Origin of the sequence: Enterobacter sp. CP102, assembly GCF_025152625.1 — a bacterium.
In the GTDB taxonomy this organism is placed as follows: domain Bacteria; phylum Pseudomonadota; class Gammaproteobacteria; order Enterobacterales; family Enterobacteriaceae; genus Enterobacter; species Enterobacter soli.
Genome location: NZ_CP104014.1, coordinates 1,246,276 through 1,261,739, shown reverse-complemented (window position 1 = coordinate 1,261,739; position 15,464 = coordinate 1,246,276). Strand labels below are relative to the sequence as shown.

The following is a 15,464-nucleotide window of genomic DNA, read 5'->3' as shown; positions in this document are numbered from 1 at the left end:
TACTTTCTTTTATTATGCTGTCTTCGTACGGATCAGATAATCAAACGAGCTCAGGGAGGCTTTCGCGCCTTCACCGGTGGCGATGATAATCTGTTTGTACGGTACGGTGGTGCAGTCGCCCGCCGCAAATACGCCCTTCACGCTGGTTTCGCATTTCGCGTCGATGATGATTTCACCCATGCGGTTACGCTCAATTGCCCCTTCCAGCCAGGTGGTGTTTGGCAGCAGGCCAATCTGCACAAAGATGCCTGACAGCGCCACGCTGTGCACATCGCCACTTACGCGGTCGCGGTATTCCAGCCCCGTCACTTTGCTGCCATCGCCCTTCACTTCTGTGGTCTGCGCATTCAGCACGATGTCAACATTTTTCAGGCTGCGCACTTTATCCTGGAGCACCTGGTCCGCTTTCATCTCTGGCGCAAATTCCAGCAGCGTCACATGCTCAACAATACCCGCCAGGTCGATTGCCGCTTCCACGCCGGAGTTACCGCCGCCAATTACCGCAACACGTTTCCCCTTAAACAGCGGGCCATCGCAGTGCGGGCAGTAGGTCACCCCTTTGGTGCGATACTGATCTTCGCCCGGCACATTCATGTTGCGCCATTTTGCGCCGGTGGCAATGATAATACTGCGTGCTTTCAACACCGCGCCGGAGGCAGTTTCAATCTGGTGTAAACCGCCATCAACCGCCGCCGGAATCAGCTTGTTGGCGCTCTGGCTGTCGATCACATCCACTTCGTAATCGCTGACGTGCGCCTTCAGGGCACCCGCCAGTTTCTGGCCTTCGGTTTTCGGCACGGAGATGTAGTTTTCGATGTCCACGGTATCAAGCACCTGGCCACCAAAGCGTTCGCCCATCAGACCGGTACGAATACCTTTGCGTGCAGAATAAACCGCCGCCGCCGCACCCGCCGGGCCGGAACCAACAATCAGCACATCGTAAGCATCACGTTTGTTCAGCTCTTCTGCCGCACGTTTTTCTGCGCCGGTATCCACTTTGGCAACGATTTCCGTCAGAGTCATACGGCCCTGGCCGAACTCCTGACCATTCATATATACCGCCGGAACACCCATCACGTTGCGATCGGTGATTTCGTTCTGGAAGGTACCGCCGTCAATCGCCGTATGCTTAATACGCGGGTTTAATACTGACATCAGGTTCAGTGCCTGCACCACGTCCGGGCAATTGTGGCAGGAGAGCGAGTAATAGGTTTCAAACTCGAAATCACCGTCGATATCGCGGATCTGCTCCAGCAGCGCCTGCGCTTCTTTCGACGGATGACCACCGGTCCACAGCAGTGCCAGCACCAGTGAGGTAAATTCGTGCCCCAGTGGGGAACCGGCAAAGCGCGGCCCCTGATCTGAGCCTGGATTAGTGATCAGGAAAGACGGTTTACGGACTGCCAGGCTGTTATCTTCTTTGAAGGTCACTTTTGCTGAGAGTTCGGCGATCTCCGCCAGCAGTTCCTTGATCTCTGCCGATTTAGCGCTGTCATCCAGCGTGGCAATCAGCTCAACAGGTTTAGTCAGTTTCTCAAGGTAAGCCTTGAGCTGGGTTTTCATAGTAGTGTCGAGCATTGTTCTTCCCTCTCTTAAAACGTCATCATGCAAGCTGCCTTATACAGGCGGCCTGAATGCAACTTGCATCATGGTGCTGAATGAAATGGGCGCGGGCGCGCCCATTGATTGCCGGGTGGCACTTCGTTTACCCGGCCTACGATACTGTAGGCCCGTGCAAGCGCAGCGCCGCCGGGCGTTACGGGCTTAAATTTTACCGACCAGGTCCAGGGATGGAGCCAGCGTTGCTTCGCCTTCTTTCCATTTAGCCGGGCACACTTCGCCTGGGTGAGAAGCAACGTACTGCGCCGCTTTCACTTTACGCAGCAGGTCAGATGCATCGCGGCCGATACCTTCAGCGGTAACTTCGATCGCCTGGATAATACCCTGCGGGTCAACAACGAAAGTGGCGCGGTCGGCCAGGCCTTCATCTTCACGCATGTTGTCGAAGTTACGGGTCAGGGCGCCAGTCGGGTCGCCGATCATCGCGTATTTGATTTTCGCGATGGTTTCAGAGCTGCTGTGCCATGCTTTGTGGGTGAAGTGGGTATCGGTTGATACGGAGTAAACATCCACGCCCAGTTTCTGCAATTCGTCGTAGTGATCTGCAACGTCGCCCAGTTCAGTCGGGCATACGAAGGTGAAGTCAGCCGGATAGAAGAAGAAGACGCTCCAGCGGCCTTCGGTATCTTTCTCGGTCACTTCTACGAACTCACCGTTTTTGAACGCCTGGTTTTTGAAAGGTTTGATCTTGGTGTTAATTAAGGACATCTGTACTTCCTCCGTGTTTTCGTTGAGATGTAAGGTAACCAACTTTCGTTGAGTGGGCTAATGCGTTTGCTTTATCAAATCAATCAGCCATACCTAACAACCGAACAAGCCAACCTTGTGAACTGAATGAGGAAAAGCCCCAAAGTAAAAAGGCCGCCCTGGTGGGCGGCCCTATTACCTGAACTTCCCACAGGAACTTTCAGTGCCAGAAACACTGGCGTTGCGTTGCGCTCTACATACCTTTATATCAAGGACGTAACAGCGCCTTGATTACACCACCCGCGCAGGCTCAGGGCAATGCAATGAAGCGGTAATCGTAACTATGGCTGTGATAGGTTTTATCGAACATAGTTGCTATCGTGAATAGTTCCCCACACCTACGAAGAATAAAAATGAATGATAATTAAGTGCCGACATATAGATGAAAGTATTTTTACTCAAATTTAATTTACGTTTTAAAGATAAAATTACCTTAATATCCGCTGAAGTTCTATTTCATTAATCCGCCATCATGATATATTAAGTTAACATTCAAATTAAATTAAGCGAATTAATCACATGGATGGTAAATGGTTAACTTCGTTCTATAGTTATCAGTGATGTGATAACGCAATGCAACTCACTCAGGATGAAACATGGCAAATCTTTACGACCTCAAAAAATTCGATCTCAACCTGCTGGTCATCTTCGAATGTATCTACCAGCACCTGAGTATCAGTAAGGCGGCAGAAACGCTCTATATCACACCTTCGGCAGTCAGCCAGTCACTCCAGCGCCTGCGCAACCAGCTCAGCGATCCCCTTTTTATACGTTCAGGAAAAGGCATCACCCCCACCACAGTGGGTGTCAATCTGCATCATCATCTTGAGCAAAACCTGAACCAGCTGGAGCAGACCATTAACATCATGCACAACTCTTCGCTGAAGAAAAATTTCGTGATCTACTGCCCTCAGGTACTCTCTCCCGGAACCATGCTGGATCCTATGAATTTGTTGATACAAGAGCATAATTATGAAATTGAACTTCACGATATGTTGCTCACCGGTGATACAGCCGAAGACCTGTTGGCCTACCGTAAAGCCGACCTGGTTTTTTCACCATCCCCGGTGAATAATCGTTCAGTAGTATGTCTTCCCTTCTCAGAATACCCGATAGTGCTGGTGTGCAGTCAGGATCACCCCCGTATTGGCAATTTCGCCACCGCTGAACAGTTGAAAGACGAGAAATTTACGCTCTATCTCAGCGATAACCCGGGTGTGAAAAGTTATCAGGCAGAGTCAGAGCAGATAATCATCGACAGGAATGTTGCTTTCCGCAGTGACTCTTTCTTCTCAATTGTGGCTATGATTGGTGCGTCTCATCTGGTCGGCTTTATTCCTGAAGCAATGTATAACCAATATTGCGATGTATTTCGTCTGAGAACAGTCAAGACGCCGTTTAAACTCCCCATCGCCAATATGTACATGCTATATAACCGCTCTGCATTAAACAGTGCAGTTTTCGCCAACTTCATTTCGAAAATAACCGATAAATAATGCTGTCTGGCTGTGAGAGTCACAGCCACCATTCCCTGCGCATTCATAAACCACATGAATAAATCCAGAAAAATAACTTCTATTCATTTACTTATTGTAATTTATGAGGCTATTATTCCACCTCCTGTTTTGACATAAACAACTGTTAATTATTTCAAGGAGGAAACCGTACTTGTCTGTTTATAAAATACCGCTCAATAAAAATGTTATTGAAGCCGCTACAGAACGAATTAGCTGGACACTCGAATATCTCCCCCGTGTCTGTGTTTCGTTTTCCGGCGGCAAAGACTCTACCGTCATGCTTCACCTTACCGCGCAAATAGCGCGAAAAATGAATAAAAAGATCCACTTACTCTTTATCGACTGGGAAGCGCAGTTCACATATACCATTCAGCATATAAATAACATGATCGCACAATATGGCGATGTTATTGAGAAATGCTGGTGGATTGCCTTGCCGTTAACGACACAAAACTCGCTTTCGCAATTCCACCCCGAATGGCAATGCTGGGAGCCCGGGAAACAATGGGTGCGTCAGCCCCCCGCAGAGGCAATTACCGATCCTGATTACTTCGGGTTCTACCAGCCTGGCATGACGTTTGAAGCCTTTGTTCGCGCGTTTTCAGACTGGTTTGCCGAAAGCCGTCCGGCGGCAATGATGGTCGGTATACGCGCCGATGAATCCTACAATCGTTTTTTGACTATCGCTAACGCGCGTAAACAGCGTTTTGCCGACGATAAACCCTGGACCACCACTGCGCCTGGCGGCCATACCTGGTATATCTACCCGCTCTACGACTGGAAAACGGCTGATATCTGGACCTGGTTTGCAAAGACAGGCCGCAGCTACAACCCGCTCTACAATCTGATGTTTCAGGCGGGTGTTCCATTGCGTTATATGCGCATTTGTGAACCTTTTGGCCCTGAACAGCGCCAGGGATTGTGGCTCTACCATGTTGTCGAGCCGGAACGTTGGGCAGCCATGTGCGAACGGGTCAGCGGTGTTAGCAGCGGGGGTATCTATGCCGGGAAAGATAACCACTTTTATGGCCATCGCAAAATCCTCAAGCCGGATCATCTCAGCTGGCGAGAATACGCCATGTTGCTGCTCGACAGTATGCCGCAAAACACGGCTGAGCATTACCGCAATAAAATCGCCATCTATCTGCACTGGTATCAAAAGAGAGGAATGGCGGATATTCCCGACACTCAGGAAGGTGATATCGGCACAAAAGATATCCCCTCCTGGCGACGAGTCTGCAAAGTGCTTCTGAATAACGACTACTGGTGCCGGGCGCTCTCGTTTAGCCCGAACAAACCCAAATATTATCAGCGCTACAGCGAGCGGATGAAATCGAAACGCCAGGAATGGGGGATCCTATGCAACAACGATTAATCAATGAAATGGAAAGCTACCTGCAATCGCTCCCGGAAGAAGAGCGGATCAAGGCCATCAATGCATTTCGCCTGGCCATCCACAACATTAGCCCCTTTCGCGACCAACCCATCGACTGCGTGCTGTGGGTAAAACAAGAGCGCATTACCGCGAATGATTACAACCCCAATAACGTTGCGCCGCCTGAAATGCGCCTGCTCAGCACGTCGCTGGAGCTCGACGGTTTCACTCAGCCCATCGTGGTAACGGAAAATGAACCGCAGCATTACGAGATAGTGGACGGTTTTCATCGCCATGAGATCGCTAAAAACAGGGCCTCAATGAAGCGCCAGCTCAAAGGATATCAGCCGATCGCCTGCCTGCGTAAAGAGCGTCACCAGAAAATTGACCAGATTGCGGCCACCGTTCGCCACAACCGCGCTCGCGGGCGCCACCAGATTAACGCCATGTCAGAGCTGGTGCGCGAGTTGGCGTTACTGGGCTGGAACGATGCAAAAATCAGCAAAGAGCTGGGAATGGATAACGACGAGGTATTACGTCTGAAGCAAATCAACGGTCTGCTGGAACTGTTTGCAGACCGTCGCTATTCAGAAGCCTGGACGGTGAAATAATCAGAGCCGGTTCAGACGTTCTGCCGCCGCCAGCAGCGTCGATTCCTGTTTCGCAAAACAGAGGCGAATCAGTTTATGCGGGAAAGGATCGGCGCAAAACACCGACAGCGGAATAGCCGCTACACCGGCTTCTTTGGTCAGCCACTGGCAAAAACTCACGTCATCCAGATCGGATATCGCGCTGTAATCCACCAGCAGGAAGTAAGTCCCTTCGCTCGGCAAAATCTCCAGACGGCTGGCGCTCAGGGCATCCACAAACAGGTCGCGGCGCGCCTGGTAGAATTCCGGCAGCTCGCGGTAATGCTCTGGCTCCGCTCTTAACATATCCGCCAGCGCCAGTTGAGCCGGAGTGTTTACGGCAAACGTCAGATACTGATGCACCTTACGTAGCTCCGCGCTTATCGCCGCAGGGGCCACGCAGTAACCTACTTTCCAGCCGGTCATGTGGTAGGTTTTACCAAACGACGACACCGCAATGGCGCGCTGGCGAAGTTCAGGATGCGCCAGAACGCTGGCGTGGCCTTCTTTGGCAAAACAGATGTGCTCGTAAACTTCATCGCTCAGCACGTAGATTTCTCGTTCCGCAATCGCCTGCCACAGCGCCGCAAAATCGGCTTTGTGCCAGACCGTTGCCGACGGGTTGTGCGGGGTATTGAGGATCACCAGACGGGTTTTCTCACTCAGTAACCCGGCAAACGCCTGCCAGTCCGGGCGGAAATGCGGAGGCTGGAGCGCCACGCGTTTCACCACGCCGCCGGACAGCTCAACCGCCGGGGCGTAGCTGTCATAGCTCGGGTCAAAACAGATAACTTCATCGCCCGTACGCACCAGCGCTGTGATAGCGGCATACAGCGCCTCAGTCGCCCCCGCCGTTACCGTAATTTCGCTGCCAGCATCAGGCTTATAGCCGTATAACTCCGCGGTTTTATCGGCAATGGCTTCACGCAATGCCGGTGCACCCGTCATCGGGGCATACTGGTTCGCGCCCTGTGCAACGTGATACGCCAGGCGCTCCTGCAGATACGTTGGGCCATCAAAATCCGGGAACCCCTGCGACAGGTTAATGGCATTGTGCTGCTGTGCCAGCGCGCTCATCTGGGTAAAGATTGTGGTGCCAAGGTTGGGGAGTTTACTCTGAGGAATCAATGCGTTATTGCTCATTGTGTCGTGCCTGCTTGTAATACTTATGTTGCTGCCACTATAACACGATGTTAGTCTTTGGCAATCAAGACGCTTAGACGTCTATATCATATAATTATTCCTGGCCGACAGAGGGTAAAAGGAACATGACAGACAACCTGCAACTCACACACCTTGTTGACGCCTGCCGCTGGATTGGCGCAAAAGGCTGGGCTCCGGCAACCGGCGGCAACATGTCCGTTCGCCAGGACGACGCCCTGTGCTGGCTCAGTGAATCCGGCAAAGATAAAGGCAGCCTCACCACCGATGACTTCCTGCAAGTGGAGATCGCCACTAACCGCGCACCGTCTGGCCGTAAACCCTCGGCAGAAACCGGGCTGCACACATTAATCTACCGCCTGTTCCCGCAGGCCAACGCCGTGCTACATGTCCATACCGTCAACGCCACGGTTTTGTCGCGTCTGGTGAAATCGCCAGAGCTGCACATCAGCGGTTTTGAAATGCAAAAATCCCTCTCCGGGCAGACCACGCATCTGGATACCGTTGTCATCCCGGTCTTCGACAACGACCAGGATATTGACGCCCTCGCCTCGCGAATCGCCCATTACGCACAAGAACGTACGCTTAATTATGGTTTTCTTCTGCGCGGTCATGGCTTAACCTGCTGGGGGCGTGACGTGGCAGAAGCCCGCCGCCATCTGGAAGGCCTTGAATTCTTATTTGAATGCGAAATGCGTTTACGACAACTGGAGAGAGTATGATTCGCGCGATTGTGACGGATATTGAAGGGACCACCAGCGATATCCGTTTTGTCCATAATGTTTTGTTCCCCTATGCGCGTGAGCGTCTGGCGGCCTTCGTGACCGCTCAGCAGTACGCCGAGCCGGTCAAATCCATTCTGGACAACCTGCGTGATGAAATCAGCAATCCGCACGCCACCGCCAGCGAACTGACCGAAGCGCTGTTTGCGTTTATGGATGAAGACCGTAAATCGACGGCCCTGAAAGCCCTTCAGGGCATCATCTGGCATGACGGCTACGTGAATGGCGACTTTACCGGCCATCTCTACCCGGACGTACTGCCTGCGCTGGAAAAATGGAAAGCGCAAGGCATTGATCTCTATGTTTATTCCTCAGGCTCGGTTGCCGCGCAGAAACTGTTATTTGGCTACAGCGACGAAGGTGATATTACTCATCTGTTCAGCGGCTATTTTGATACCCACATTGGTGCCAAGCGAGAAGTGCAGTCATATCAGAATATTGCGGCGCAAACGGGCATTGCCCCGTCGCAGATCCTGTTCCTGTCGGATATTCATCAGGAGCTGGACGCCGCCGAACAGGCAGGTTTTCGTACCCTGCAACTGATTCGTGGCGATGATGATGGCGCAAGCCACCACCATCAGGTTCACCAGTTTGACGAGATTAACCCGGAGCAGATCCCTTCATGAGCGCATTAACCATTTATTCTGATAAAGACGCGAGCGAACACCTTTGGCACAGCACCGATGCCGACGGGATCGCCCAACAGCTCAACGCAAAAGGCGTCCGTTTTGAACGCTGGGTCGCCGATCGTGATTTAGGCCGCGATCCTGCGCCGGAAACGGTGATCAACGCCTATCAGCACGCGATCGACAAACTGGTGGCCGAGAAAGGCTACCAGAGCTGGGATGTGATCAGCCTGCGCGCCGACAACCCGCAAAAAGAGGCGCTGCGGGCGAAGTTCCTGAACGAGCACACCCACGGTGAAGACGAAGTGCGCTTCTTTGTTGAAGGTGCCGGGCTGTTTTGCCTGCACATTGGCAACGAGGTGTATCAAGTGTTGTGCGAGAAAAACGATCTGATTTCTGTGCCGGCAGGTACACCGCACTGGTTTGATATGGGTTCCGAGCCGAACTTTACGGCGATCCGTATTTTCGATAACCCGGAAGGCTGGGTGGCGCAGTTTACCGGTGATGATATTGCGGATGGGTATCCGAAACTCGCGTAATGCTTAAGCCCCCTCTCCTTTTTGGGGAGAGGGTTGGGGTGAGGGGGAACATACAGCTCAGGTGGTTATTCCGTTCACTTTGTGTTCCTTGCTACTCTGTCACCACAATACCGGTGAACGTGCCAGGGTAGCTCACCGCCGCTACCCTGGCGACCCGGGCTCCCGGCAAGAAAATCGCCGCTTCGCGGTACCCTCAGCGTTTGCTCCAGGCTAATCGGGGACGGGCGGATGAAACGTCCCTGTAAAGCCGCCCTCGCCGCGCATCCATGCGCGTCGCCCCGGCCTTCCGTAAACGCTTCGGCGATTTTCAGCCGGACCATGACACCGCTGTAAGCCTTTTATTTCAATGGCGTAATGTCATCGCTGAATAAAGACAAATATTACTGGGGAACCCTCAGCCCTGTGGAAGAGAGTTGGGATGAGGGCATCAGACCACAACCTAATTCCCCACCTCCAGATGCAGTTCAAATACTATTAATAATCCTCTGTACATCCGCCTCAACCAACCTCGCCAGATGCACAAACTCCACCACATCTAACCTGCGTTCACCATTTTCCACTTTAGCGATAAACGACTGCGGTTTGCCTAGCGCCTCAGCTAGCTGTGCCTGAGTAATTCCCTTCTCTTTACGAGCTTTCTTCAACGCATTGATAACACGCTGGTATTCATCTGAGTAGACAGAAGCCATTGTTCCGAATTCCATAAAAATATCCTGAAATCGAATATCCTCTGATTGCGTTTTTATCCCAAAACAGGATAATCAAATGCGTAACGAACACCAGTAAAGGAGTACAACATGCACCATCAAAACTGGCATCCTGCCGATATCATTGCTGCACTAAAAAAACATGGGACAAGCCTCGCAGCATTGCCCCGTAAGGCTGGGCTTTCCTCATCCACACTTGCAAACGCACTCTCCCGCCCCTGGCCGAAAGGAGAATTACTTATCGCTCAGGCGCTAGACATTCCGCCCGATGTGATATGGCCGGAAAGATACTTTGATGAAAAGGGAGAGCCAATATTTCGTCAGATGAGGAATACCAAAAAGAGAAATCTTTCCTCAACATAATCAATGCATTCCCCCCCCTCACCCCAACCCTCTCCCTCAAGGGAGAGGGGGTCTAAGAAACTTCACATACGCCACCAACTGATCCAGCACTATCCCCCACCCTTCGTGGAAGCCCATCTGCTCATGCTGTTCACGGATTTCCGCCGTTGGATGACGCGCAATCGCGGTGTAGCGGGTTTTGCCTTCTCCCGCGTCCTCCAGCAGCAGGATCGCCGTCATAAAGGGTTTTTCAGCCGGTTTCCAGTCTTCGGTGTAACCATCGGTAAAGACCAGCTTCCTGCCCGGGTCAATCTCCAGAAAGACGCCCTTGTTGTCCATCCGTTGTCCATCCACCTCAAAGACGGTGTTGAACCGCCCACCGACGCGCAGGTCGAGCTCGCATTCAGTGACTTTATGAGGGACGGGGATGAAGAAGTTTTTGATGTGTTCCGGTGTGGTCCAGCAGAGCCACAGCAGGTCGCGTGGCGCATCCACCACGCGTTCCAGTTTTAGGTCAGTATCAGGATCAAGAGTCACGTTGCGGTCCTCTTTAAGGGAAACCCTTAAAGGATAGTCCGGCTCAGGCAAATTTCCCCTTTGCCACGTCCTCTGGCGTGACGACGCCGGTATCCAGCACCCACCCACTGATAAGCGACGCTGGTGTAACGTCAAACGCCGGGTTATACACCTGCGCATTTTCAGGTGCCCACTGCACCGCGCCAAAGCTGCCCGCCACGCCTGTCACTTCACTGGCAGCGCGTTGTTCAATTGGGATCGCTTCACCGTTCGGGCAGTCCGGGTCGAGCGTGGTTTGCGGGGCAGCCACGTAGAACGGAATGCCGTGGAAGTTCGCCAGTACCGCCAGCGAGTACGTCCCAATTTTGTTTGCCACGTCGCCGTTAGCGGCAATGCGGTCTGCACCTACCCACACGGCGTCCACCTGCCCTTTTGCCATCAGGCTGGCGGCCATTGAATCGGTAATCAGCTGATATGGCACGCCCAGCTCACCCAACTCCCAGGCGGTCAGTCTTCCTCCCTGCAACAGAGGACGCGTTTCATCCACCCACACGTTGCTGACATTGCCTTCCTGATGAGCACGGGCGATCACCCCAAGCGCTGTACCCACACCCGCCGTCGCCAGCCCGCCGGTATTGCAGTGCGTCAGCAGACGGCTGCCAGGCTTAACCAGCGCGCTACCGGCTTTCGCAATGGCGTCGCACAGCTGTTTATCTTCGTCAATCAGACGCAGCGCTTCCGCCACCAGCGCCGGAACGAAATCTTCCTGCCACAGCGCCTGCTTCATGCGATCGAGGTTGTTCATCAGGTTGACCGCCGTCGGGCGGGAGGCGCGCAGCGTTTCCAGCGCCAGCGAAAGCTCGTCACGACTTTTGCCGTTTTCAGCCAGCAGGGCCAGCAACAGGCTTGCAGAAAGCCCAATCAGCGGTGCACCACGCACGCGCAGGGCGTGGATATGCCCCACCAGCGCCTCGGTGGTGGAAGCATCCAGCCAGCGTTTCTCCTGCGGAAGCGCCTGCTGATCGAGAATAAATAGCTGATTTTCCGCCACCCGCAGGCTGGTCGTCTGTAATGTCTGCATGTCGTAAATTCTCTGTTGCGTTGATGTATCACATTGTGTCAGGATGAAATCCAGATGTATAGACGTCTAAATGTCTTTATTACCAAAATCAGTGAGGATCAGGCAATGTCGCAATACCGTACCTTTACCGCCCAGGACGCCGTGGAGTATGCAAAGCAGTTTGGCGGCCTTGACGATCCCTCCTCACTGGTACAGGCGCAGGAAGTGGGCGACGGCAACCTCAATCTGGTATTCAAAATTTTCGATACGCAGGGCGTGAGCCGCATCATCGTGAAACAAGCCCTGCCTTACGTCCGCTGTGTGGGTGAGTCCTGGCCGTTAACGCTGGACCGCGCCCGCCTGGAGGCGCAAACCCTGGTTGAGCATTACCAGCACAGCCCGCAGCACACCGTGAAAATCCACCACTTCGACCCGGAGCTGGCGGTGATGGTGATGGAAGATCTCTCCAGCCATAACATCTGGCGCGGCGAGCTGATTAAAAACGCCTTCTACCCGCAGGCCGCACGCCAGCTGGGGGAATATCTCGCCCATACGCTGTTCCACACCAGCGATTTTTATCTGCACCCGCACGATAAAAAAGCGCAGGTGGCGAAGTTCATTAACCCGGAGATGTGCGAGATCACCGAAGATCTGTTCTTCAACGATCCGTACCAGATCCACGAGCGCAACAACTACCCTGCCGCGCTGGAAAGCGACGTGGCTGCCCTGCGTGACGACGCCCAGTTAAAAATCGCGGTGGCCTCACTCAAGCACCGTTTCTTCTCCCAGGCAGAAGCCTTGCTGCACGGTGACATCCATAGCGGCTCTATCTTCGTGGCTGAAGGTAGCCTGAAAGCGATCGACGCGGAATTTGGCTATTACGGCCCGATCGGTTTCGACGTGGGTACGGCCATCGGCAACCTGCTGCTGAACTTCTGCGGCCTGCCGGGCCATCTGGGTATTCGTGATGCCGCCGCCGCCCGCGAGCAACGCCTGACCGATATTCAGGAATTGTGGAATACCTTCGCAGAACACTTCCAGGCACTGGCACACGAGAAAACGCGCGATGCCGCACTGAGCGCGCCGGGCTATGCCTCTGAGTTCCTGAAAAAAGTGTGGAAAGATGCCATCGGCTTTTGCGGCACCGAACTGATTCGCCGCAGCGTGGGGCTTTCGCACGTGGCCGATATCGACACCATTCAGGACGAGGCCATGCGCCACGAATGTCTGCGCCATGCCATTACGCTTGGCAGAGCGTTGATTGTCATTGCTGACCGAATCGACAGCGCGGAAGAGCTGGTGGCAAGGGTACGGCAGTACAGTTGAGTGTCGGCTTTGTGCCCGGTGGCGCTGCGCTTACCGGGCCTACGATTCGAATGTAGGCCGGGTAAGGCGAAGCCGCCACCCGGCAAAAACTCACCCAAGATACTCAATCACCGACAGCCCGCCGTTATAGTCCGTGCTGTAAATAATCCCCTGCGCATCCACAAACACATCGCACGACTGGATCACCTGCGGGCGATTCGGTCGCGTATCCATCATCTTCGCCGGTGCCGCAGGGACCAGCGCCCCCGTTTCAACCGGGCGATACGGATTAGAAATGTCATACGCGCGCACACCCGCATTCTGATATGTGGCGAAAATCAGCGTTGAACTGACAAAGCTCCCCGGCCGGTTTTCATGCAGGTTATGCGGGCCGAAGTGCGCCCCTTTTGCCACGTAGTCAATCTCATCCGGCTGCGGGAAAGTCGAAATACTCACCGGATTTGACGGCTCGCGAATATCAAACAGCCAGATCAGCTTTTCGCCATCTTGCTGGTTATCAAGCACCGCTTCGTCCAGCACCACCAGCAGGTCGCGATCCGGCAACGGCAGCGCGGTATGCGTGCCGCCACCAAATGGCGGGCTCCAGTTACGATGGCTGATCAGCTTCGGCTGGGTTCTGTCTTTCACATCCAGCAGCGTTAAACCACCGTCACGCCAGCTGCCGTAAGCAGTGTCCCCGGCGATAATCGCGTGGTGCAGCGCGTAACGTTTACCTTCCGGCCAGTTGGGTTGCTCACCCTCTGCCTGGTTCATCCCTGGTAGCCACCAGCGCCCCGCCACTTCGGGCTTACGCGGGTCGGCCAGGTCAATAGTCAGGAAGATGTAATCGGTGAAACCGTCGATCAGCGCCGATACGTACGCCCAGCGTCCACCCACATACCAGATACGGTGAATCCCGATGCCGTTCAGCGACAAGAATCCAATTTCGCGGGGTTTATCCGGGGTGGAGATATCAAACACCCGCAGCCCGGCGCTCCAGCCTTTATCCTGCACGTCGCTGACGGTTTCCCCCACCTGGCGGGTGTAGTAGACCTTTTCATCAGCGAAACGGGCATCGGCAAACAGATCCCGGGCGTTGATCACCAGCAACAGGTCGTCATGCGCCTGCAAATGCACATTCCAGGTGCCTGGCGGCGCAGGGACGTAGCCAGCGGCTTTCGGGTTTTTCGGGTCGCGTACGTCCACAATCGAAAACCCCTGCGACACCATATGGCCAATGTACGCAAAACCGCGATGCACCATCAGCTGGACGCCGTCAGGGCGACCACCCTGGTCGCTATGGCCAATCAGCCGCATATTGCGGCTGTATTCAGGGGTGGGTAATGTTGTCACCTTTAGCTCCTTTCGCCGGGTGGCGGCTGCGCCTTACCCGGCCTACCACACCGTAGGCCCGGTAAGCGAAGCGCCACCGGGCATGGGGGGTTATTTACTTTTCGCTTCCAGCGTCGCAAACCACGGCGCGATAAAATCTTCGGTCTGGCCCCAGCCCGGGATGATTTTACCCAGAGACGCCACGTTCACCGCACCTGGCTGCGCGGTCAGCAGCGCCTGCGGGATCGCCGCGGCTTTGAAATCGTACGTAGCAGGGGTAGTCTCACCGGCAATCTTGTTGGCAACCAGACGCACGTTGGTCGCGCCAATCAGCTTCGGATCGACGGCCACGCTCACTTTCCACGGGCTGCCGGATTCACGCATCAGCTGCAAATCCTGGTTAGAAATATCGATGCTGTAGAGTTTGATTTCGGTGCGGCCATTCTCTTTCAGGGCTTTATACGCGCCCTGGCTGAATGCATCCCAGGTTCCCCAGATAGCATCGATTTTGCCTTTTGGGTATTTTGCCAGGATCGCGCCCACTTTGTTGGCGGTGTCGCCCTGCACGTCAGAAGACACTGCGCCGATGGATTCCAGCTCTTTGATATCCGGATACTGCTTTTGCAGCTCTTTATACGCGGCCTGGCGGCGCTCCATTGGCGGGAAGCCTGCCACCCACAGCTTGACGATATTCGCCTTGCCGTTGAAATCTTTCGCCAGCTGGCCGAAGGAGAGATTGGTCAGAGAAGCGTCATCCTGCTGGGTGACGGTCACGCCCGGGATCTCACCGTTAACGGCGGTATCAAACACTGACACTTTAATCCCGGCATCCACCGCTTTCTTCACCAGCGCGGTCGAATACGGATCGCGGCCCTGAGAGAGGATGATCCCGTCATACTTCTGGCTAATTGCCTGGTTCACAAAGTCCTGGAATTTGGCGTCATCACCATTGCTTAAAAAGGTGCTGACCTTAAAGCCGAGCTTTTTCCCTTCCTGAATGGCGCCGGCGATAAACTGGGTGGTGTTGTCGTCAGAGCCCAGATTGCGGATCACGGCAATGCGGATCGGGCCTTCGTGGTTTGCAATAGCGGCCGGAACTGGCGCCGGCGTTGCCGCATAGCCTGGCTGTGCAGTCAGTAACCCTAATGCCACCAAAGAGAGTGCGATTTTTTTCATTCTGTTATCCCGTTGTGTTGTTATAAGTCG

Annotated in this window: 16 protein-coding genes; 8 read left to right on the top strand and 8 right to left on the bottom strand. The window is 53.9% G+C overall.

What is annotated here, in order from left to right:
- Positions 1-12: 12 nt before the first annotated feature.
- Together ahpF and ahpC are read right to left on the bottom strand one after the other, a co-directional pair.
- A complete protein-coding gene (gene ahpF / locus N1249_RS05870) occupies positions 13-1,578 on the bottom strand; it encodes an alkyl hydroperoxide reductase subunit F (RefSeq protein WP_259835344.1) in 1,566 nt (521 codons plus the stop codon).
- 186 nt (positions 1,579-1,764) lie between these two features.
- Positions 1,765-2,328 carry an alkyl hydroperoxide reductase subunit C gene (gene ahpC, locus N1249_RS05865; protein ID WP_062934976.1) on the bottom strand — a complete coding sequence of 188 codons (564 nt, stop codon included), beginning with the start codon at positions 2,326-2,328 and terminating at the stop codon, positions 1,765-1,767.
- Between the two features lie 635 nt (positions 2,329-2,963).
- Here ahpC and citR point away from each other — a divergent pair.
- The 3 genes from citR (at position 2,964) to N1249_RS05850 (ending at position 5,870) form a co-directional block, all read left to right on the top strand.
- Positions 2,964-3,863 (top strand): DNA-binding transcriptional repressor CitR, encoded by a 900-nt coding sequence (citR, locus tag N1249_RS05860; RefSeq protein ID WP_259835341.1) that lies wholly within the window; start codon positions 2,964-2,966, stop codon positions 3,861-3,863.
- A 172-nt stretch (positions 3,864-4,035) separates the two neighbouring features.
- Positions 4,036-5,259, top strand: coding sequence for a phosphoadenosine phosphosulfate reductase (locus N1249_RS05855; protein ID WP_259835339.1), 1,224 nt, complete (start codon positions 4,036-4,038; stop codon positions 5,257-5,259).
- Entirely contained in the window at positions 5,244-5,870 is a 627-nt protein-coding gene (locus N1249_RS05850) for a ParB/RepB/Spo0J family partition protein (RefSeq protein WP_259835337.1), read from the top strand. Before N1249_RS05855 ends, N1249_RS05850 begins: the two co-directional genes overlap by 16 nt.
- Here N1249_RS05850 and N1249_RS05845 read toward each other — a convergent pair whose 3' ends face one another.
- A complete protein-coding gene (locus tag N1249_RS05845) occupies positions 5,871-7,031 on the bottom strand; it encodes a pyridoxal phosphate-dependent aminotransferase (protein ID WP_259835335.1) in 1,161 nt (386 codons plus the stop codon).
- 125 nt (positions 7,032-7,156) lie between these two features.
- Here N1249_RS05845 and N1249_RS05840 point away from each other — a divergent pair, with 125 nt between their 5' ends.
- From N1249_RS05840 to N1249_RS05830, 3 genes are read left to right on the top strand one after another with little or no spacing between them, the layout of a single operon-like run.
- Entirely contained in the window at positions 7,157-7,771 is a 615-nt protein-coding gene (locus N1249_RS05840; protein WP_259835333.1) for a methylthioribulose 1-phosphate dehydratase, read from the top strand.
- Complete coding sequence (gene mtnC / locus N1249_RS05835; protein ID WP_259835331.1) at positions 7,768-8,457, top strand: acireductone synthase; 690 nt, start codon at positions 7,768-7,770, stop codon at positions 8,455-8,457. The genes N1249_RS05840 and mtnC overlap by 4 nt, the downstream gene beginning before the upstream one ends.
- Positions 8,454-8,996, top strand: coding sequence for an acireductone dioxygenase (locus tag N1249_RS05830; RefSeq protein ID WP_259835329.1), 543 nt, complete (start codon positions 8,454-8,456; stop codon positions 8,994-8,996). Before mtnC ends, N1249_RS05830 begins: the two co-directional genes overlap by 4 nt.
- A 464-nt stretch (positions 8,997-9,460) precedes the next feature.
- Here the strand turns inward: N1249_RS05830 and N1249_RS05825 are convergent, their stop codons facing one another.
- Complete coding sequence (locus N1249_RS05825) at positions 9,461-9,685, bottom strand: helix-turn-helix transcriptional regulator (RefSeq protein ID WP_259838000.1); 225 nt, start codon at positions 9,683-9,685, stop codon at positions 9,461-9,463.
- A gap of 108 nt (positions 9,686-9,793) precedes the next feature.
- Between N1249_RS05825 and N1249_RS05820 the strand changes: the two genes are divergently transcribed.
- Positions 9,794-10,066, top strand: a complete 273-nt coding sequence (locus N1249_RS05820) for a helix-turn-helix transcriptional regulator (RefSeq protein ID WP_259835327.1) — start codon at positions 9,794-9,796, stop codon at positions 10,064-10,066.
- A gap of 36 nt (positions 10,067-10,102) precedes the next feature.
- Here the strand turns inward: N1249_RS05820 and N1249_RS05815 are convergent, their stop codons facing one another.
- Positions 10,103-10,582, bottom strand: coding sequence for an SRPBCC family protein (locus N1249_RS05815; protein ID WP_259835325.1), 480 nt, complete (start codon positions 10,580-10,582; stop codon positions 10,103-10,105).
- 43 nt (positions 10,583-10,625) lie between these two features.
- Positions 10,626-11,642, bottom strand: coding sequence for an S-methyl-5-thioribose-1-phosphate isomerase (mtnA, locus tag N1249_RS05810; protein WP_259835323.1), 1,017 nt, complete (start codon positions 11,640-11,642; stop codon positions 10,626-10,628).
- Between the two features lie 105 nt (positions 11,643-11,747).
- On the opposite strand from mtnA, the gene mtnK reads away from it, so the two are divergent.
- Positions 11,748-12,947, top strand: coding sequence for an S-methyl-5-thioribose kinase (mtnK, locus tag N1249_RS05805; RefSeq protein ID WP_259837999.1), 1,200 nt, complete (start codon positions 11,748-11,750; stop codon positions 12,945-12,947).
- Positions 12,948-13,037: 90 nt separating this feature from the next.
- On the opposite strand, the gene N1249_RS05800 is transcribed toward mtnK, so the two are convergent.
- Entirely contained in the window at positions 13,038-14,279 is a 1,242-nt protein-coding gene (locus tag N1249_RS05800; RefSeq protein ID WP_259835321.1) for an LVIVD repeat-containing protein, read from the bottom strand.
- A gap of 90 nt (positions 14,280-14,369) precedes the next feature.
- Positions 14,370-15,434, bottom strand: a complete 1,065-nt coding sequence (locus N1249_RS05795) for a sugar ABC transporter substrate-binding protein (RefSeq protein WP_259835319.1) — start codon at positions 15,432-15,434, stop codon at positions 14,370-14,372.
- Positions 15,435-15,464 lie beyond the last annotated feature (30 nt).